This is a genomic window from Lachnotalea sp. AF33-28 (assembly GCF_003477885.1).
Lineage (GTDB): Bacteria > Bacillota > Clostridia > Lachnospirales > Lachnospiraceae > AF33-28.
This window is the reverse complement of the sequence record NZ_QUEE01000001.1, coordinates 151,831-173,298: the sequence shown is the minus strand read 5'-3', so window position 1 is coordinate 173,298 and position 21,468 is coordinate 151,831. Positions and strand designations below refer to the sequence as shown.

General features: G+C 49.9%; 13 protein-coding genes. 10 read left to right on the top strand and 3 right to left on the bottom strand.

Translation table 11 applies throughout. From position 1 onward, the window contains the following. Positions 1 to 12 precede the first annotated feature (12 nt). From DWZ56_RS00710 to DWZ56_RS00685, 6 genes are all read left to right on the top strand, one after another. Positions 13 to 942 carry an ABC transporter permease gene (locus tag DWZ56_RS00710; RefSeq protein WP_199679532.1) on the top strand — a complete coding sequence of 310 codons (930 nt, stop codon included), beginning with the start codon at positions 13 to 15 and terminating at the stop codon, positions 940 to 942. 11 nt (positions 943 to 953) lie between these two features. Continuing rightward, positions 954 to 1,856, top strand: a complete 903-nt coding sequence (locus tag DWZ56_RS00705) for a carbohydrate ABC transporter permease (RefSeq protein WP_118554466.1) — start codon at positions 954 to 956, stop codon at positions 1,854 to 1,856. 68 nt (positions 1,857 to 1,924) lie between these two features. Beyond that, complete coding sequence (locus tag DWZ56_RS00700; protein WP_118554465.1) at positions 1,925 to 3,688, top strand: extracellular solute-binding protein; 1,764 nt, start codon at positions 1,925 to 1,927, stop codon at positions 3,686 to 3,688. 117 nt (positions 3,689 to 3,805) lie between these two features. Next, positions 3,806 to 5,914, top strand: a complete 2,109-nt coding sequence (locus tag DWZ56_RS00695; RefSeq protein WP_158584371.1) for a helix-turn-helix domain-containing protein — start codon at positions 3,806 to 3,808, stop codon at positions 5,912 to 5,914. A gap of 66 nt (positions 5,915 to 5,980) precedes the next feature. Further along, positions 5,981 to 7,738 carry a DUF4091 domain-containing protein gene (locus DWZ56_RS00690; RefSeq protein ID WP_118554463.1) on the top strand — a complete coding sequence of 586 codons (1,758 nt, stop codon included), beginning with the start codon at positions 5,981 to 5,983 and terminating at the stop codon, positions 7,736 to 7,738. Continuing rightward, entirely contained in the window at positions 7,728 to 8,366 is a 639-nt protein-coding gene (locus tag DWZ56_RS00685) for an HAD family hydrolase (protein WP_158584370.1), read from the top strand. The genes DWZ56_RS00690 and DWZ56_RS00685 overlap by 11 nt, the downstream gene beginning before the upstream one ends. Before the next feature lie 79 nt (positions 8,367 to 8,445). Here the strand turns inward: DWZ56_RS00685 and DWZ56_RS22640 are convergent, their stop codons facing one another. Then, entirely contained in the window at positions 8,446 to 8,688 is a 243-nt protein-coding gene (locus DWZ56_RS22640; protein ID WP_158584369.1) for a FeoA family protein, read from the bottom strand. Positions 8,689 to 8,888: 200 nt separating this feature from the next. Here DWZ56_RS22640 and sfsA point away from each other — a divergent pair, with 200 nt between their 5' ends. Then, the gene (gene sfsA, locus DWZ56_RS00675) at positions 8,889 to 9,569 is read left to right on the top strand and encodes a DNA/RNA nuclease SfsA (RefSeq protein ID WP_118554460.1); all 681 of its coding nucleotides are present in this window, start codon (positions 8,889 to 8,891) and stop codon (positions 9,567 to 9,569) included. A gap of 306 nt (positions 9,570 to 9,875) precedes the next feature. Beyond that, positions 9,876 to 16,004 (top strand): glycoside hydrolase family 99-like domain-containing protein, encoded by a 6,129-nt coding sequence (locus DWZ56_RS00670; RefSeq protein WP_118554459.1) that lies wholly within the window; start codon positions 9,876 to 9,878, stop codon positions 16,002 to 16,004. 399 nt (positions 16,005 to 16,403) lie between these two features. Here DWZ56_RS00670 and DWZ56_RS00665 read toward each other — a convergent pair whose 3' ends face one another. Both DWZ56_RS00665 and DWZ56_RS00660 read right to left on the bottom strand, forming a co-directional pair. Then, positions 16,404 to 18,188, bottom strand: a complete 1,785-nt coding sequence (locus tag DWZ56_RS00665; protein WP_118554458.1) for a cache domain-containing sensor histidine kinase — start codon at positions 18,186 to 18,188, stop codon at positions 16,404 to 16,406. Between the two features lie 33 nt (positions 18,189 to 18,221). Continuing rightward, positions 18,222 to 19,433 (bottom strand): response regulator transcription factor, encoded by a 1,212-nt coding sequence (locus DWZ56_RS00660; RefSeq protein WP_158584368.1) that lies wholly within the window; start codon positions 19,431 to 19,433, stop codon positions 18,222 to 18,224. 181 nt (positions 19,434 to 19,614) lie between these two features. Between DWZ56_RS00660 and DWZ56_RS00655 the strand changes: the two genes are divergently transcribed. Beyond that, positions 19,615 to 20,547: an ABC transporter permease gene (locus tag DWZ56_RS00655; RefSeq protein WP_199679531.1), complete on the top strand. Its 933-nt coding sequence runs from the start codon at positions 19,615 to 19,617 to the stop codon at positions 20,545 to 20,547. Between the two features lie 17 nt (positions 20,548 to 20,564). Continuing rightward, positions 20,565 to 21,443 (top strand): carbohydrate ABC transporter permease, encoded by an 879-nt coding sequence (locus DWZ56_RS00650; protein WP_118554455.1) that lies wholly within the window; start codon positions 20,565 to 20,567, stop codon positions 21,441 to 21,443. The last annotated feature ends 25 nt before the right edge of the window (positions 21,444 to 21,468 follow it).

The window sequence follows — 21,468 nt, the reverse complement described above, 5'->3', positions numbered from 1 at the left end:
AGAGTATGAAACATGAAAGAAACGAGTCCCTTTCAGACAAGAAAGCGGGTGTTCTGCAAACGGCTGTATCGCTGCAGAATGCTTTATCTGATGATTTTGCCGTCCGTTGCGGCTGTGTTCATTTTTCATTACATTCCACTGTATGGGGTGCAGATCGCATTTAAGGATTTCCGTTCCAGTTTGGGGATATGGGACAGCCCATGGGTGGGGATCAAACATTTTGTGAATTTTTTCAATTATCCCTATTTTACAAAAATTCTGTGGAACACTGTCAGGATCAGCCTGGTTTCCCTTTCTACCTTTCCCTGCGCCGTCATCTTCGCCCTTATGCTGAATGAAATGAAGGATGGGAAACTGAAAAAGACTTTTCAGCAGCTCACGTATGCGCCGCATTTTGTATCAACTGTGGTCGTATGCTCCATGACCATACTGTTTTTGAGCCGTGACGGCCTGATCAACCGGATTATCGGTTTTTTGGGAGGTGAAGCGTCAAACCTTATGGCGAAGCCGTCGGCATTTGCGCCGATTTTCGCCATCACGGGCCTGTGGCAGGGCCTTGGATGGGGGACCATCATCTATCTGGCTACTCTCTCCGGCGTATCACAAGAGCTGATTGAGGCCGCCAGAATGGATGGGGCTTCCAGGATGCAGATTATATGGCATGTAAACCTGCCGCATTTAAAGCCCACCATCATTACGCTGTTTATACTTCAAATGGGTTCTATGCTGTCCGTGGGGTTTGAAAAAGTGCTTTTGCTGCAGAACCCTCTGAATCTGGAGGCGTCCAGCATCATATCAACTTATACATATGAGGTGGGAATTATAAACCATCAGTTAAGCTATTCGGCGGCGATCGGCCTGTTCAATAATCTGGTCAACATCCTGTTTATTGTGACGGCCAATGCGGTCTGCAAAAAGCTGACAGAGGTCGGATTGTGGTAAAGGAGGCGAACATGAAAAGCAGACATAGATTAAAAGGGATTTCCCTGTTTGATGTGATCAATACATTTTTAGTCGTGCTCATAACATTTATGATCGCCTATCCTCTGTACTTCTGTGTGATCGCCTCTTTTTCCGATCCGACACAGGTCGGTGCAGGCAAGACGCTTCTGTGGATCAAAGATTTTTCTTTGGAGGCTTACCGCAACATAGTCAAAGAATCACGGCTGTGGGTCGGCTACCGCAATACTATTATTTACACGGTGTTGGGAACATTGTATAATCTGGTGCTGACGATTCCGTTGGCCTATGTGATGACAAAGCAGCGGATGCCCTTCCACAATGCGATATCGTGGTTCTTCTTCCTTACCATGTATGTGAGCGGCGGGATGATTCCCAGTTATCTCCTTATGAAGGATCTGAAGCTGATTGATTCCCCGCTTGCTATGATCGTCGGCGCAGGAGTAAACTGCTATAACATGATTGTGGCTAGGCAGTATTTTGCCGCAAGCATAAGTCAGGATATCTATGAGGCCGCATATGTGGACGGTGCATCGGAACTGAAGTGTTTCACCAGAATTGCGCTGCCGCTGGCAAAGCCTATTATCGCCGTATTGACTCTCTATTATGGGGTCGGACATTGGAACAGCTATTACAACGGGCTTTTATACATCTATAAGGCAAAATATTATCCGCTGCAGCTGGTGCTGCGGGATATACTGATTTCAAATCAGACGATTACCATTGACGCAGCCGGAGATGTCGAGAGCATGAAGCAGATGATGGCCAATGCCCATGCGGCAGAGGGGATGAAGTATGCGATTATTTTTATTGCCAGCGCTCCCCTGCTGATAATCTATCCGTTTTTGCAGAAATATTTTGAAAAGGGAGTCATGATCGGGGCGGTAAAGGGATAGGTGACAGATCTTAAAGCACATGCTTTTAGATAAACTACTATGGTGTTTAAATCAGAACGGAGGTTTGTATGAAGAGTTGGAAACGATGGATGGCCCTTGCGCTGACTGTGATTGTGCTGTCTGCAACGGCCGCCTGCGGGCAGAAAAAAACGCAGCAGGGACAGACAGAACAGGAAAAGACGGAACAGGGTTCGATGGAGAATTCCGGTTCCACAAAGGATCTGTCATGGCTGGATTCATCCGGAGCTCTTCCGATTGTGGCGGAAGGCATGGAGAAGACATTGAAGGTGTACCTTAGGATGGCGGACGGTGTTGTCAGTAATCCGGAAGAATTCTGGATGTTTGACTTCATTGAAGACGTTATGAATATTAAGCTGGAGATAACGCCTTTAAGCGGTGAAAACCGGGATGAAAAGATCAGTCTGGCATTTGCCAGCGATGAACTTCCGGATCTCATCCTTTGCGCCGGCTTAAGCGCCAGCGAGCTGGTGAAATACGGTGCTGTGGAAGGACAGATCCTGGATCTGGCCCCCTATCTTAACGAGACATATATGCCGAATCTTACCGCAATCTATGAGAAAAAACCGGAACTTAAATCCATCGTAGAGGATTCGGAGGGGCATGTGTGGTCAACCGGGTTCGTGCGCGATCCCGATGAAATAGCGGTCATCCCCCAAGTGTTTTTCAACTATGACTGGCTGGAAGAATGCAATATGGAAGTGCCGGAGACCCTGGATGAGTATTATAATATGCTGACAGCGTTCAAACAGCTGGATGCGAAGAGTTATCCGGTTGGCGGAGCCTGGAACGGCCATAATCCCGGCTTTTATATCCTCAACGCTTTCGGATATGTGGGAGGCGACGAGAAAGGGCTCTCCATCGCTCTTAGGAACGGAAAGGTGGTACTGCCCGCCGCCGACAGGGAAGCATACGGCGCATATCTGACATTTATGAAAAAGCTGTATGAAGAAGAACTGATACATCCGGATTTCTTTACCATGGATATCAATACGGCGGAAGCAACATTTAAGGAAGGGCGTTTCGGGACATGGGATTCAATGGTTTCCCTTTATACAAATGACGTGAGCCCGTGGTGGGGCGCTATTCCCCTGACCAGTGAGTATAACAATACGGCACAGTGGCCCGTGAGAGCCAACGCATCTTCCTGCGGCCAGGGAGTGGTAACTTCGGCCTGTGAGGAACCGGAACTGGCCTGCGCTTTTCTGGACTGGTTTTATACGTATCACAACTATTTTGTAGCTGCAAACGGTGCGATCAAGGATGTGGATCCGGATGAATGGCTGTGCGGAGCCGGTGGCAGAAGTCTTGACGAAACAGGCAATTGGGTGCACAATGATGTGGTGAACGGCGTGGACGGCTGGGCGGACGGCGGAACATATCTTGTCAACAAGATCCGTCTGATTCCGGCGGCAAATTTAGGCAGCTATATTGAGGACGGGGATGAGAGAGAGACTGAATTATATCCCTATGTGAAGGATTATGAAGGCGTTACGGATATTTCTGCACTGCGCAGCGATGAAACACTCCTGAAAAATACCTGGTGGTACTGTATCATGTGCCTGGACCGGACATTGAGCCCATACCGGACCACCGAGGTTTTCCCGGGTGCCGTATATCTGGACGGCGATACTACAGAGCGGCTGGCGGGAATGAAGACAGCCATCGATGAATATGCTTCACAGGAAACGGCGAAGTTTATCACCGGCGCAAGGCCCCTTGAGGACTTGGACAGTTACTTTGATGAGATAGAGAGGCTCGGAGCTGCTGAATATGTTCAGGTTTATCAGGAATATTATGACGCGATTCAGTAACAGAAACCGGAGAAATTAAAGAACCCGGGATTGAGGCCGCTGCAGTTAAATGCAATGGCCTCAATGTGCTGTTTGATCCGGCCAAGGCAGGAGGGGGAAGGAGAGAAGCGAAAAAGGATGAGAACAAGAAAAAAGAATCCGTTTAAACTGTCTTATCTTAGTATTGCGGTGATATGCTGTCTGGCTCTCAGTGTTATATTCTACTGTACGGATTATATGATCAGCAAACGGGCGCAGATACAGAACGATCTGAAGAAAACGGAATTGCTGATGGGGGACTGGGAAACACAGATCGGCCTGATGAAGGAGGTTTCGCTTAGAATCTCTATCAGCAATGAATACCAGCCCTCCCAATTTCGGAAAAATAAATACAATGAACATGTCCTGCTTCAGGATTTGGAACAGTACCAGTTCTATTCCACCTTGACAAAGGAATGCTTTCTCTATTACGGCGGAAATACTATTTTTCACGCTTCCGGTTACACGATGGATTTAAATACATATCTGAAAACGCTGTCGGTGAAGGAACGGGGACGGATGTGGGAAAAACTGGAAGATATCAGGGACGCTGCGGCAGCCGGAGATACGTTTCACACACTGTCCATATCCGGAAACATATATGTGCTGATTCCCTTTTCGGTGAGTGAAAGCACGGGACGGTCCAGGGCGGTGCTCTGTTTTGTGGTAAACAGAAACGAGCTGGAAGAACGGTTTCAAATGGTGAGCGGCGGAATTTTAGGGACGCTCTCCCTGTACAGTGAGAATGAGCTGCTATACAGCAGCCGGGAGGCGGCATGCGGCAGAGAACAGAAACATGTGCTGATGGCTGATTCTTCAAATGGACTCTATACACTGTGCTATCTGCCGGATCATAGGAACTATATACAGAACGGTCTGTATATAACGCAGTTTGTTTCGGTGCTGGGAGGTATGATTCTGCTGCTTTTAATAGCAAACAGATTTGCAGAGAGCAGTTACAGGCCGATTATGGAAATGTCCGATAAATACCGCAGTGAGATTGCGGTTGCCGAGGATGTCCGCTGTGAAAATACATTGGAAGAAATCGATCATATGATGGCCAGCATGCTTAAAAGCAATATGATGATCCAGGCGCAGATCAAGCAAAAGCAGGAAATGCTGAAAAACCAGATTCTGCTGACGCTGATCGAAGGAAGCGGAACCTTTGATGTGACGTCATACCTGGACAGGCTCCAGATCAGGCTGCCGGGGCCGTACTATTATGTGATCAGCATTTCATATGAAAAAGAAGAGGACATTTCGGAAGAATTTCTGTCGGGACTGCAGAAGGAGCTGGAAGAGCTTTCCTGCGATGAAGAGCAGGAGTACGTCTATGCGGTATGCTACTTTAAGAGAAAGAGACTGGGCGTAATCTGCAGCATAGCCGCAAGGAACCAGGTAGAGGAGCTTACGGAGGATATCTGCGGTGTTGCAGAAAGTTTTGACTGCGTGCCGCTTTCCGGCAGCGGAAGTATCTGCCAGTCATTGTCCAGTCTGCCGGCATCCTGGATGGAAAGTATGGATAACCTGAAGTACAGCAAAAATCAGTACAGAATTGGGGAGCCGCAGGAATTTGTTTATGATTCGGAGGAACTCTACAGGATCTGTGCCGCGATGGCTGTTGCAAATGAGACCGGCGCGCTTAACGGCCTGAACCGTTTGGTGATACAGCTGAATAAGAAACCGGTATCACTGATCCTGCAGCAGTATATTTTTGCGGATTTCCTAAGTGAGGTGACCAGACAGGCGAGAAAGTGCAGAATAAAACTATCCAGAAAAAGTATCAGCCTGATTGTATCGGCAAAAAATGTGGATAATTTCAAGAAAGCTGCCGAAGATCTGATCCGCGATTTTTGTGAAATGCTCCGGAATATGAAAAGTCAGGTGGAGGACGCGCAGTCCTATCGGATTTATGAGTATGTCAATGAACATTTTGCAGAATATGATCTGTCCATTGAAAAGGTGGCGGATGACCTGGATATCAGCACGGCGGAGGTGCGGCAGGCTGTTTTTAAGTATACCGGTAAAATGTATAAGGACTATCTGATGTTTCTGCGGATAGAGGAGGCCAAGGTGCTTCTGCAGGAAAATATAACCGTGGATGAGGTATGCCGGAAGGTTGGCTACAGCAGTATTTCTTATTTTACAAAGCGGTTCAAGGCCGTAACAGGGGTGACGCCGGCGAAATACAGACGCGGAGACGCATAGAAGAATAATTGACATATACGGTTCTGCTGAAGTGGAATGATTGGTATATGCAGAGGAGGTTGCAAGATGACAAACCCATATTTAGAACTGCTTTTTACGGATTCTCTGGAGAAAATCTTTCCGGATGCGGATATTGGTCCGATTCAGCCGTTAAGCTTTGCCTCCATGCTGCTCAATGAGCGGTACTCCTTCCAGGCAGTTTACTGTCTTACAGGTGACCGCCTCATAAAAGGGAAAATAACGCTGTCCGGTTCCCTGGCGCCCTATGTTACCGTGCGGCAGGTGGGGCTGGTGCCGAGCCAGCTGCCCAATTATCCGGACGGGGATGACTTTGTGCTGCGCAAAACGCCGGGGTTGTATCCCGATCCTCTTTACCCTGTGGATGTCATCCGAGAGGGGGTGGAGGATGTGGATCTGTCGGCTGAGGTTCTGACCCTGATTCCCGGGCAGTGGCGCAGCCTCTGGATCACAGTTCCGGAAGACTGCGCACTTTTGGAGGGCGTCTATGATCTGACACTTACAGTCATGCAGACCTCGCCAGAGGATCCGGCAGGTGCGGCTTTCATCCCGTCGGAACCGTGCAGCATCGAAATCCGAAGGCTTCCTGCCGTTTTGCCGGAGCAGACGCTGATTCATACCCAGTGGTTTCATACCGACTGCATTGCCGACTGGTATCGGGTGCCGGTGTTTAGCGAAGCTTATTGGGAGCTTACGGAAAAATATATGATGAATGCCGCATCCTGCGGCGTCAATATGCTTCTTACCCCTCTGTTTACGCCGCCGCTGGATACGGCTCCAGGCGGCGAACGGACAACGGTGCAGTTGGTGGATGTTTACAGGACCCGGGAAGGATACGAGTTCGGGCTGGATAAATTGGAGCGCTGGATCGCGCTGTGCGACCGCTGTGGGATGAAATACCTGGAATTCTCTCATCTGTTTACGCAGTGGGGAGCCGGATTTGCTCCTAAGATCATGGCATACCCGTGCTCAAAGAGAGAGGTATGTTCCGGCAGCCGTCCGGTAAGGATCTTTGGCTGGGATACGCCTGCAGACAGCCGGGAATACAGGGAGTTCCTGCAATCCTTCCTCCCTGTCCTCACAGAGTTTATAAAGGAGCGCGGTCTTAAAACGCGGTGTTTCTTTCATATATCGGATGAGCCCGGAAAAAAGCAGCTTCCTGCCTACCTGTCCGCCAGGGAGCTGGTGGAAAAGTATCTAGAAGGCATGCCTGTGATGGATGCGCTGTCCGACTATGATTTCTATGAGCAGGGGGGCGTGGATCTGCCGATATGCAGCAGCGACCATATCGGGCCGTTTCTGGAGCACAAGACAGAAAATCTGTGGACCTATTACTGCTGCGGCCAGTATAAAGAGGTGGCCAACAGCTTTTTTAGTATGCCGTCGGTGAGGAACCGGATCCTGGGCGTACAGCTTTATAAGTTCGGCATAAAGGGATTTTTGCACTGGGGATTTAATTTCTGGAACGCTGCATTGTCCACTCATCCGGTCAACCCGTTCCAGGTGACGGATGCGGAGTGCGCTTTCCCTTCAGGAGACGCGTTTCTGGTGTATCCGGGAGCGGACGGACCGATCGGATCTCTTAGGGAGGAGGTCCTCATGGAAGGGCTGCAGGACATGCGCGCGCTGCAGCTGCTGGAATCACTGACAGACCGGGAAACCGTGCTTGAGCTTTTGGAGAGCGGGCTGGACAGAGAGATCACCTTCCGTGAATATCCGCATGAAGCGCAGTGGCTGCTCCATATGCGCGAGAGGTGTAATGGCAGGATCAGACTGGAGGTGGAGAAAATCTGTGATGGAAAATAAGAAAGCCTGTCTGTTTGATTTTGATGGCACGCTGGTCGATTCGATGCCTGTGTGGAGGGATAAGATGTTCAGGCTGCTAAAGCTGCAGGACATCGATCCGCCAGCCGGACTTCTGCGGGAGATCACACCGCTGGGAGATGCCGGAACACTGCGATATTTCAGGGAACATTTCAGGCTCACAATGAGCGATGATGAGATGAAGAGGGAAATGGACAGCTATGCCCTCCCGCATTACCGAAACTGGATTGCGGCAAAAGATGGGGTCTGTGAATGCCTCAAAGAGTTGAAAGATAAGGGCATCGGCCTGTATGTACTAACGGCAAGTCCCCGCAGAATGTATGAGCCGTGCCTGGAAAGGCTGGGAATGTTGTCTTTTTTTGAACAGACCTGGTGCTGTGAGGATTTTCTGACCGTAAAGAGCGATCCGGATATTTACCGCCTGGCGGCTGCTAAAATGGACGCAGATATGAAAGATATCGCATTTTTTGATGATAACAGGACTGCTCTTTTTACAGCCAAAACAGCCGGGCTGTATACGGTGGGGGTATTTGACGAGACCTCAGCGGAGGATGAGGCGCAGATACGGAGGATCACAGACAGGTATATCCGATCTTTTTATGAATTATGAAACTTAAAATGGAGCTGAAGCATCGGTTTCGGTGCTTCAGCTCCATTGCACAGAGCTCTTATTTATTGCTGCGGCAGGACTATTTCAGTTCCTGTACGCAGATCATAGCGGAATCTTCCTTGCGAAGCGCGATCACTGTGTTGCGGATCAGATAGGCGGCGGATTCGCCGCGCTTGCCTTTGAGCACGCACTGTATATCGGTGCCTTCAATAAAACCCAGGTCCAGAAGACGCCTGCGGATGTTATCCCCGGCCTTTACTTTTGCGATTGATACTCTGTCGCCGATTTCTATATTATTTAATGGAATATATTCTGTATCCATAAAGCCTCCTGAAGTTATATCTATAAACACCGTGGATAGCCGGCCGGAGCTGATGGCTGTAAAGATCACCGGCCGCCTGATGCTCGGTGATATAATATAGTATGAGCGCCCGAAAAAACCGTGACAGCCAGACATGCCTTGACAGCCCATAGCTTAGACGGTAAGATGAATTCGAAAAAGAAAGTGAGGATCAGGAAGCCATGCAGTACAGCAATATCAGCGAAGGCATTTTCCTTTCGCGTCCCAACCGTTTTATCGCTCAGGTGGAAATCGAAGGCAGGGAGGAAACCGTTCATGTAAAAAATACAGGCAGATGTAAAGAGCTCCTGATACCGGGGACAAAAGTTCTGCTGACCGGAAGCGCCAACCCTGCCAGAAAGACGGCATACGATCTGGTAAGTGTTTATAAAGGGGACCGGCTGGTCAACATGGATTCCCAGGCGCCCAATGAGATGGCCGCCGAATGGGTGAGGGGCGGAGGCCTTATTCCGGGGGTTACAGCCGTAAGGAGGGAAAAGGTCTTCGGCAATTCGCGCTTTGATCTCTACATAGAAGCCGGAGAACGGCGGATTTTCATGGAAGTGAAGGGCGTTACGCTGGAAGAGAACGGCGTGGCGCGTTTTCCGGATGCGCCGACCGAAAGGGGAGTCAAGCATGTGGAAGAGCTGGCGGAATGCGTGAAGGCCGGGTATGAAGCTTATCTTCTCTTTGTGGTGCAGATGAAAGGCGTTACGCGCCTTGAACCAAACTGGCAGACGCATCCGGCTTTTGGGGAAGCCCTGCGGTATGCATCCTTACAGGGAGTCCGCATTCTGGCGTATGACTGCCGGGTTTTTCCGGGAACCGTGGAGATCGACAGCCCGGTGCCGGTGAAGATATGACGGCAGAGATGTTCTTGCATGATGAGGTGCTGATGTGCCTGCAGATAAAAAGCTGCAGGAAAGTATTCCTATGTAATAAAAACGCTCCGCGTGGATCGCACTGCGGCGCAGCGGAATCATGTCGCGAAAGCGACCCGCCCCAGGCGTAACTTAAGGCTTCGAAGCGAATGTTGCAACGAAACGAGAAGAATAGCATCAAACGATCATAGGTTGCCTCTGAAAAATCAGGTATAGTAGAATTGAAAGTTCAATGCGGTTCATCGGTTTGGGCCGTTGAGGCGCAAATTCATTCGAAGGGGGTTTCAAATGAAAGGTAAACTGATGCAATTTATGCGGAAGCATAAATGGGAGTGCGCGTTTGGAGGCGTCGGATCTGTTGTCCTGATTGCGGTACTGATCCTGTGTGCGGTGAAGTTTGGCAACCTGGCGGCAGGGGGTGATCCGGCTGTTCCTTTGGATGCCGTGCGGCAGGAGACAGGTATTTCTGATGAAACGGGCGGAGAAGCTTTGCCTGGAGAAACGGTGCAGCCAAGCGTAACGGCACAGCCCACAAAAACGCAGGAGGAAGAAACGAAAACGGATAAGACGGAACAGCCGGAGGCATCGGCTAAGCCGGGTTCAGGTATTGCGGCTAAGCCCGGTACATCTGCAAATCCGGGCACTTCAAGGAAACCGGGTACATCTGTAAAGCCGCTGGAAGCGGTGCAGACTGGCACCAATAAGCCGGCAGACAGCAATAGTCAGGGCCGGGCCGGTGAACCGGACAGCCCGGCAGAGGCGGGAAATACAGGAAATACCGGTAATTCGGGAGATCCGGGGGACACAGGCAATACAGGGGACACAGGCAATCCGGGAGGTTCCGGCAATAAGGACGAACCGGGCGGCGATACTGTTTTCCCGGAGGAAGCCGGTTATTATCTGGTATGGGACGATTTTACAATGGTTTCCGCAAATGCTGACAGCGTGCAGGGGTTCAGCAGCTGGGATGCATTCACACCCACTTCCCTGGTAAGCAGGTCAGGAGGCGGTGCATGCTATACAGATAACAGCAAATATTCCGATGCTCATATTCAGAGAGCGTTTAACGAAACAGCCGAAGATCTGGTATGGGAATTCACGCTGAAGGCCGCAGGTACACTTGACGGTACCTTTATCGATATGCGGTATCAGGATACCGCTGCCATTCGCTTTGTGATAAACGGTGATAAGCTGGAGGCCGTCACTCCTTCCGGAAATACGGTGATCTGCGGGCTCCCCACCGCACGCTATGCTATTTTTAAGGTGATCGTCAGCCCTGCTGACGGAACCTATACTGTCATAGCGGACGGTGTGACAGCAGCCAGCGGATTGAGCTTTCTTAATGCATGCAGCAAAGTTGACAGGATGTATATCGAGACAAGCGAGGAAGGGACGGGCAGCATTTATCTCGGCACTGTGAGAATCTATACAGGTTATTATGTTAATGAGAAATTTCTGAATGCGGATACCGGCGCGGTGTCTGACGAATGGACCAAAACCGGCGATGTGACCGCAGCGTACAAGACCGGCACACAGGGGCCGGATACCTACAGCGCGCTCCTGAAAAACGGCGCTGTTTTAAGCAGAGACGTAGCATATGAACAGGACGGCGCATGGGTGGAATACCAGTTCTTACTGCCGGAGGGTATGGATGAGCTGGCCATGGTTCTGGAGGACGGGAAAGGTAATGCGTTCAAGATGGCGGTAAAGGGCAACAAGTTCGGTTACTGCAATGGAGACGGCACATTTGTGGAATTATATGACTGCATGCAGAACGTGTGGTATCATGTAATGCTCAAACAGACGGATGAGGGCGGGATGCTGTATCTGAATCACAAGCTCAGGGCTTCGGGGTTACGGCTGCCGTTTGAGAAATTCTCAAAGATGAGCTTCACCGCCGGAACCGGCGCGGCCTATCTCGATGATATTGTGGTTAGGGACTGGATTCCGTATCCGAAGGATTATGTGCCGGAACCGGTGCCGGTTGTAAAGACCGGTGTCAATAAAGATCTTCTGGTCGGCCTGCAGAGCTGCAATCTCTGGGTGGAAGGCATGCACTTCGGCTATGACTGGCTGACAGACTGGGAGGACAGAAAGCCCTATCTGGGATTTTATGATGAACTTCTTCCGGAAGTGGCTGACTGGGAGCTGAAGTTTAAAGTGGAGCACGGCATTGACTATGAGCTTTTCTGCTGGTACCGGCCCCAGAGCAGCAATGATGAGCCGATCAAGATGGGAAGAAATGCATATGCGCTTCATGAGGGGTACTTCAATGCCCGTTACAGTGATAAAATGAGATTTGCCATCACATGGGAATGCGCGGGCGGGCCGGTATCCGGTTCGCAGGATTTCAGGGAAAATGTGGTTCCTTACTGGATTGAGCAGTATTTTAAAGACGACCGGTATCTGGTCATTGACAATAAGCCGGTGGTCGGCATGTACAATGTGAGCAAGCTGATGAGTTACTTTGGCGGCAGCTCTGCGGGTGTCCGGGCAGAGCTGGATTATCTTAGAGCGGCGTGCAGGGATGCAGGATTTGACGGTTGTTATGTCATCATGTCCAACAGCAATAAGGGGGATGCGGTTAATGTAGAACAGGCCGGCTTTGACGGACAGTATGCATACAGCTGGGGCATGTCAAGCGCGAATATCGATGTACAGAAAAACGGCATGACCGGCATGAGGGATGCGATCAATGCTGCCGGCGGCAGATCCGGTCTGATTCCTGTGGTTGGCATGGGCCGCGACGATCTTGCCTGGGAACGCAATCCGGGAGGATACTGCACGATAGAGGACTTTACAGAGCTGCTTAGATGGACCAGAAATGATCTCATGCCCACGCTGGACGGTTCTACGCTGGGTTCTAAAATGGTACTGCTGGACAACTGGAATGAATACGGGGAAGGCCATTTCATCATGCCTTCCGGTCTGCACGGCTTCGGATATGTGGATGCGGTCAGAGAGATATTCGGCGACGGCAATACTTCCCATGAGGATGTGCTGCCCACAGACAAACAGTTAAAGAGAATCCACCATATGTATATCCAGGACAGACACGTGGTCAAGGTGGATAAGGATCCGGGCAGAGCTGATCTGGAGGTGCTAAACGGGTACTACTTTGATACGGAAGGAAATTTTGAAGGCTGGACGGAAACGCCCACAATCGATCGGTGGAGTCACAGGCTGTCCGTATTTGAAGTGAAAAACGGCGCCATGTCAGGTCAGACAGCAATTCCGGCAGAAGGTGAAAACCCGGATCCCGCACTGCTGTCACCTCCCGTGAAACTGAGTGCGAAAGGAGCCCCCCAGATCCGCGTGCGCATGAAATGCAGCAGCACAATGGATACGGCAACGGTTTACTTCATTACCGAAGCAGATGCATCCTGGACGCAGGCCAAAAGCGTAAGCGGCGTGTACAACGGGTCGAATGCGGCGGAGGATGGCTATGTTGAAATTGTATTTGATATGAGTTCTAAGGCGGCCTGGCAGGGAACCGTCACGCAGTTCAGGCTTGATCCCATGGAAGGCGCCGGAAGCTTTGAGATCGACAGCATAGAGGTTATGCGCCAGAAGGGCATGGGAGAAGCTTCCGTATATCTGGACGGCGAACAGGTATATACGTCTCTGCCGGTGAAACTGGTAAACAATACCGTTATGTTTCCTGTGGAAGACTTTAATTCCCTGATAACCGTATTCTGGAGCGAGCGGATGGATCAAACGGCGGTGGAGCTTTTTGTGAAAAACAGGTATCTTTTCCGTTTCCTCTACGGTTCCGATAAGATGGTTATAAACGGTGCCGAAACGGACGTATTATGCGGCGGAAAAGTGATCGCCGGCAATATTTACGTACCTGTAAAAGATATATTTGAGCAGGTGGAAGGCTATACGGTCACATGGGAAGAGGAGGCTAAAAAGCTCAGTATCGACAAAGAAGCTTCGGATGAGCCGTATAAGGTATTAAAAGGTTATTATTTTGACATCGGTACGGAAGGCTGGCTGGACGGAGGCCCGAATAAATGTGAATGGAAAGACGGCGCGCTGCACGGAGTGGCGAGCGACAGCGCTGTCAGATGCTGGTCACCGGAGGCTCCCATGGGAATTTCGGCAAAGGACATCACCCATATCCGTATCCGTGTAAAATCCACGGTGGAGAATACGACGCTGAAGCTGACCTGTACGATGGATACCGGAGGTATCGATTTTAAAGCGCCTTACGGCACAAAGACGGACCCGGACGGATACACTACACTGCTGATTGACTGCGGCACAAATGCACAGTGGGCACAGGCTGGTCTGCTGAACCGCCTGGGAGTATATGCTTTTGAAGGAAATATCGGTGAAAGCTATGATATCGACAGCATTGAAATCCTTCAGTATACCGGCGGTGAAGCGGAAGAACCGGAGGTCCTTCCGACGCAGGCCAGTCCCTACGCAGTATATGGCTGGTATTTTGAGAAAACTGTGCAGAAATGGGCACAGGGTGGCCTTACCAAGATGGAGCAGGCTGACGGCGCCCTGGTGATCACAGCTGCCAAGGACGGAAGGCCCAGAGTGTGGACCAGCAATAAGACAGATGGAGTTACCCAAAATCCGATAAATTTAAAGACAGAGGATGCCACCCATGCGCTTTTACAGATCCGTACAGATACGGAATCTCCGAAATTAGAGCTGCATGTTGAGTTAAAGGACGCCCAAGGCAATGTGACAACTGCGAAATATAAAGATATCGCCTACCAATGCACCGCAAACGGATATACTGCTGTGACCGTTGCGCTGGATACCGCAGCCGAGTGGCGGGACGGCCTCACCATAGACAGGATGTGCGTATTTCCGTTTGGAGACGTGAACAATGCGGAAAATGCCGGCAAAACCGTTTACCTGGATTCGCTTGAAATCCTGGATAAGAACTGTAAAATTGATATGAACAGCTCTTACTTTACCAATGATATTGAGGGCTGGTCACAGGGAGGGACGACTTCGACAGAGCATAAGGACGGGGCTCTTCTGGTACAGCCTCCCACAGCGCAGGGCGATTACTGTCCAAGAATATGGTCGTGCGGGCAGGTTGGAAGCACCCCGGAAGCTATCTCGCCGTTAGGATATGAGAAAGGGGATATCACGCATATCCGTGTGCGCATTAAGGCTGAAGTGCCGGAAGGCGCGGCGGTGAGCGCGGATACGGCAGATCTGACACTGATCCCGTGGTTTAAGAACGGCACCAATGTGCCGGCAAGCGGTGCTGCCATGACTGAAACCTATGCGACGGATACGGAAGGATATGTAAACGTAACATTTAAGGTAGATGAAGGCTGGAAAGACGGCGATGTTCTGCAGCGCATCAATCTGCAGCTGTTCGGTTTATCCGGCAATGAGGAGCTGTGCAAGGCCGGCACCAGAATTTATATCGACTCCGTGCAGTATTTAAAGAAACTGGACGGTGATGAGGCAAAAGATTCCTTGAAGATACTGATTATCGGCAACTCTATCACACAGCATGGCCTGAAAGAAAGTGTGGGCTGGCTCGGCAACTGGGGCATGGCGGCTACTTCACCAGATAAAGACTATGTTCACCTGCTGGAGGCGAGAGTAAAGGAGATCAATCCTTACGCCGAGGTACACGGAATCAATATTTCCGAATACGAGAAATATTTCTATGATTGGAGCAAGATTTCCAACAATCAGGAAAAGTATGCGAATTGGAATGCGGATATCATAATTGCTACCTTTGGTGCCAATATACAAAACGGCGCCAATGAGGGTGACGATACCTTTGAGAACGATGAGATCTTTGACAGAGGGGATTACAAAAAGATCATCGACAGGTTTAACCCCGATGGCGATGCGAAAGTCATCATCGGTTCCACGGTTCTTACCAGAAGCGATATTGTCGGCGTAATTCACGCTGCGGCAAACGCCTATGGCTGGGATTACGCGGATATGACAGGGTATACGGATACACAGTATCGGGGATATCCGTACAAAGAGCAGCTCATGGCTGCATTCGGTGTCGCGGATATCGATGCAGGCGTGCTGAACCATCCCGGAGATGAGGGAATGAAGGCGATTGCGGATGATCTCTGGCCGCTCCTTAAGAAGGCGATGGGGGTGACTGACGGCGGAAACGGCAATGCAAGCGGCAGAATGGAGAGCAGTGCTGTGGAGAGCAGCACGGCGGAGATTAGTGCCGAAGAGAGCAGTGAACCGGGAAGCAGCGCGGCAGAGCGCGGTGCTGCGGAAAGCAGCACGCCGGAAAGCAGCGCTACAGAGAGCACCGCGGCGGAAAGCAGTACCATAGAAAGCAGCGCGGGGGAGAGCGGTGCTGAGGAAAGTGGCACGGAAGAAAGCAGCACACCGGAAAACAGCGCCGCAGAGTATAGTAGCACAGAGAGCGGTACGGAAGAAAACAGCGCCGCGTAAACGAGGTTTTAGGACTTAAGGGGGGATGCAGAAGTAGATGTTTCTACCAGAGCGCCCCCCTCTTTTATGGCCATCGGTAAAAATATCCATCAGGGCTTATACGTATACTGCAGCCGCTTCCCTGTGGCCTATGCGCGGCATCCCTTAACGATCGTATTCTTCCTGACTGTGCCTCTCTTTATACCGGTGCGCATTCACTATGCCTGCGGCAAAAGAAATAAATATATTAAGGAACTGTAAGACAATAAGCCAATTAAGGGCATTGCTGGTCGAAAGATTAATCGAAAATGTAATAACCCACATTCCCGATGTGAAAAACCAAAGAATATACCAACGTGGTTCCCTTTTTTTCATACACTTCACCTCTTTTTTCCATCATACAGCACCTTTACGCCTATTTCAAGACAAACCCGTGTTTACGTTCTTCTCTTCCGGCTGTTCCTTTGTATATACGGCCGGAAATGTAAGAGAAATACGGGTTCCTTTACCCGGTTCACTGTCAATGGCAAAGCAAAAGGCATCGCCGTAGGTCAGATACATGCGGAAGACCACATTTTGCAGGCCTATGGAATCGCTCGGAATCTCGTCCATCCTGCTAAGCTTGCTGCGAAGAAGTTCCAGCGATTCGGCGGGGATGCCGACCCCATTGTCATCGACGGTGATGGTGCATAATTCCCCCTCTTTCATAGTGTCCACGAGAATGGTGTTGTGCGTGTCCAGCGAGGGCGCGCAGCCGTGGAAGACCGCGTTTTCGATCAGAGGCTGCAGAATCAGTTTCGGCACCAGCAGATCGGAGACGGCGTCAAGCCCCACTATGTTAAAATGCAGCTTTTCCCTGTAGCGCAGGTTCAGGATGCGCAGATACAGTTCCGTATAGTAAAATTCTGTTTTTAATGGCACCAGATTCGCACAGTCCAGCGCATACCGCATCAGCCTGCTTAAAGAAAGCGTCAGTTCGGGGGCCTCATGGTCATAGCCCAGGGTCTCGATCTCCATGTTTCGGATCAGGTTCAGGGTATTAAACAGAAAGTGCGGATTGATCTGGGCCTGAAGAGCCCGGTAAGTGGCCTTATTGCCCTGTTCCATCTGTTTTTCCAGTTCTTCCGACAGAGAACGGTTAGTCTGCATATAATTGATAAAATGGCGTATGATTTTTTTAGTTTCCGGTTCGGATATGTTGTCGGGAAGCTCCGGAAGCGGATTTTCCAGAAAATCCGATATGGTCCTCATCGGATGTGTGGCCAGCAAAACCAGCCATACAATCACGAGCAGCGTCAGGATCAGCAGCCAGGGCAGTATCGTGAGCAGGTTTTCATAAAAGTTATAGGATTTCTCCATGTAACTCTGGGGTGTGGTCACGGTGACATAGTACCAGGGATACTTTTCGGAATGTTGCTGGGAGTAGATATAGGGCGTGTCGCCATTGTCGTAGTGGCTGTAGGATTCTTTCGTGCTGTCAAAATGCCGCAACTGCGGGACAAGCTCAAGCGGTTCCGGCATGTCGCGCTGCTGGCTCCGGTGAAGCAGTTCTCCCTCATCTGAGACAATATAAATCTTCTGGATGGAATCATTTGAAACATCCCTAAGCAGCGGGATATCCGAGAGGTTGATGTTCAATACGATCAGGCTCTTTTGATCCTGCTGGAACAGGGGCAGGTAGATGGTGATCAGGTACGGATACCGTTCGTTTTTTTCGCGGGGAACTAAAGCCATGGTGTCCGGCGCTTCCTGGATGGAGAGACAGTTTTTATCGTTCAGTGACTGGTAGGCGACAGGATTGCCGAAATTCGATGTAAAAACTTCTTTCCCGGAAGCCGGAAACAGGAAGATGGAATCAATGGCGGGAAACCCCTCCGTATAAGCGGCTAACTGATTGTTAAGCTGGCTGTGGATATCTGTGAACAAGATATCCGTATCCTCATCAAAGAGGTAGATGCGGATCATCTTGTTCAGGGAAAGCAGAGCGGCTACTCTGCTGTAGCTTTTAAAGTTGTCGTCCAGCTGGCCGGCAATGCGTTCCGCCTGCAGTTCACTGTAGGAGGTGTATTCAATCTGCAGCGCCTTCGTGGAATTAATATGAGTATACAGCATAAAACACAAAAACAGTGTGGTGACAAACGCCAGAAGCGTAAGAAACCATTTGCGGACAAAAGGACTTCCGATAATTTTTTTAATTCTTGTCATACCCTGCCTCTTCTTCTTAATTATTTCAGCCGGCTAAATCATTTTTAATACATAGGTGCGGTACTCTGACGGCGTATAGGAAGTATAGTGCCGGAAGTTTATATTAAAACGGTTGGGGTTGGGGTAGCCCACCCGTTCGGCGATATCCGCAACCCTGATATTGGTTTTCAGCAGTTCCATCGCCTTCTGCATGCGGATTTCCGTGAGATAGTCCTTATAGGAAATATTGGTGACCATCTTAAAGCAGCGGCTGAAATGGGCGCCGGACATGTAGATTCTTTCGGCCACACTGTCCCGGGTCAGATCCTGCGCATAGTGCTCTTTCATATAAGCGATCGCTTTTTCAATGCTGGCCCGGATGGCCGTCTTATCCGTATCCGACAGGTCTTCTTCCGATTTCATATCCGCTGTCAGCTCGCGGTTTTGCCGGCCGGATGAGATCGAGCGCAGATTTTCTGCAGAATCAAAAGAAAACAGCAGCTGTATCCGGATTGTGATTTTTAGTATCTGGCGAACCTGTGCGCACAGCTCGTCAAATGATTCCGGATTGCGGTTGGGGTCAATCAGCAGATAATTGCAGCAGTTCTGTTTCCGGAATACAGGAAGCACGTAACTGGGAGAATAGAGCAGATTGATCAGGTTAGTCATTGCTGTGAGCAGAGCGTCTCTCCCGTACATCCACACATCCGTGTTCATAAAATCGATCCGTATGTAGAGGCCGTTGCAGGAATCATAGGAAAACGGAAAATCCAGCTCGGAAAAATCCGCCTGCGCTAAGGCCCTGTCCGGATATTTCCCCTTGAGGACATCCGTCAGGTAGAGCTCCTGGTTATCGTCCTGCCACGTGAGAGAGGTATAGGCGATTCTTTTAAATTCCAACGTCTTGGCGGCGGCCTCCAGCGCATGGGTGAGTTCCTTAAAGTCCAGCGGTTTTAAGAGATAATGCGCTACGCCCAGCTTCATGGCGGTCTTGGCATATTCGAATTCCCCATAGCTGCTGATGATGATCGGAACGTAGTCATTGCTTATTTCATTCAACTTCTCAATGAGCGTAAGTCCGTCCATGACGGGCATCCGAATGTCCACAAGCATGATATCCGCAGGAGAGTCGCGGAATGCCTGAAGAGCCTCCCATCCGTTGTTTAAAACAGCGCTGATCTGATATCCGGGCAGTCTGGTCGCTATGTATTGCTGCACGATATTCTGCGATACGATTTCATCGTCGACAAGCATAATACGGTACATATATATCATTGGCCTCCCTAAAAAATAATTTAATTACATAATATAGGAAGAAAATTGTTATTGCAATCCGTAAAGAGAAAATGCGTCATGAAACGAGAAGAATAGCATCAAACGCGGATTGAGAAAAGAGGTGTCAGGGCTCATAATAAAACTACAAAAGAAGCACGGGAGGTATTTCAAGTTGCGCACAGGGACGGCAAAAGTAAAACCAACAAAAAAGGCAGTTCGGGAGAGCATCAGCATGGGCATGCTGGCAATACCGGGAATAGCTTTGCTCATTCTATTCAACTATGTGCCGATGTTCGGAATAGTGATAGCTTTTAAAGATTTTAAACCGCTCAAAGGAATCTGGGGAAGCGCCTGGTGCGGCCTGGATAACTTTGAATTCTTTTTTACCTCCGCAGATGCGGTCAGGACAATCCGCAATACCATGTGCTATAACATCGCGTGGCTCTTCATCGGAACAATCGCATCCGTTGGGTTGGCGCTGATGTTTTACAGCGTGAAGAACAGAAGAGCGCTGAAGACCTACAATACGATTATCCTGATGCCCAAATTTCTGTCCACCGTCATTCTGGCGTTTCTGGCGGAAATATTCTTGAATTACCGCTTTGGCTATATAAACCAGATCCTGAATAATTGCGGCCTGAACCCGGTGGACTGGTATATGAAGGCCGGCGCATGGCCGTTTATCCTCACGATCGTCAAGGTCTGGGCCACGGTGGGCGTGGGAAGCATGATTTACTATGCGTGCCTGATGAGTCTGGATGAGGGCCTTTTAGAGGCCGCGAAGCTGGACGGCGCGAATAAAGTGCAGCAGATCTGGCATGTCATGATTCCCCATCTGATCCCGGTCATTATCATCCAGAATATACTGAACATCGGGCATCTGTTTAACGGTGATTTCGGCCTGTTCTATCAGGTTCCACAGAACATCGGCGCGCTGTATCCCACGACGGATATCATCAATACCTACACATTCCGGGCTCTTCAGGAGGGAAATCTCGCGCGGTCCGCAGCGGTGGGGCTGGCGCAGTCAGCAGCCGGATTTGTGACGGTGCTTGTGACGAACAGGATAGTGAAAAAGGTCAGTCCTGAAAACAGCCTGTTTTAAGGGGGGAGAGTAGAAGAATGAAGAAAAGAAAAAAGCTGGGACAGTATATTTTGAATGCGGTATTCATTGCGATCGTTTTTGCGTATCTGATGCCGGTGATCACGCTGATTTCCTGTTCCCTGACGGATGAGACGACATTGCTTCAGAACGGGTACAACCTGGTCCCTTCCAAGTTCAGCCTGGAAGCTTATACCCTGGCGCTGCGCCGTCCGATGCAGATGATCCGCGCTTATGGGGTGACCATATTTTTTACTGCGGCATCCACACTGCTGTCCACATTGGTGGTGGCGCTGCTGGCCTACCCACTTTCTAGGCCCAACTTCATCTGGAAAAGGCAGTTAAATTTCCTGGTATATTTTACAATGCTGTTTTCCGGCGGCATGGTGCCGATGTATCTGCTGATCACCAATGTGCTTCATATCAACAATACAATTATGGTATATATTCTGCCAGGCCTGGTGTCTGCGTATAATGTGATGATTGTCCGCACCTGCTACCGCGGGATTCCGGATGAATTAATTGAATCGGCAAAAATTGACGGCGCAAAGGAATTATATATCTGTTTTAAAATCGTAATACCGTTAAGCAAGGCAAGTATCGCTTCCGTGGCCTTCCTGTTTATGGTTGAAAAATGGAACGACTGGATGACCTCGACTCTGTATATCAGAGATCAGAACCTGTATTCTCTGCAGTATCTGGTGCAGAGGCTGCTGCGGGAGGTCAACATGCTGAAAAATTACGCCGGAGCGGGCGTGCTCACGGCGGGCGAGACGATTCCTGCGGAAACTCTGCGCTTTGCGATGGCACTTATTGCAGCGGGTCCGGTATTGGTTATTTTCCCATTCTTCCAGAAGTACTTTACCAAAGGTATGACACTGGGAGGCGTAAAGGGATAATAATAGATGACTATATAATAAGGAG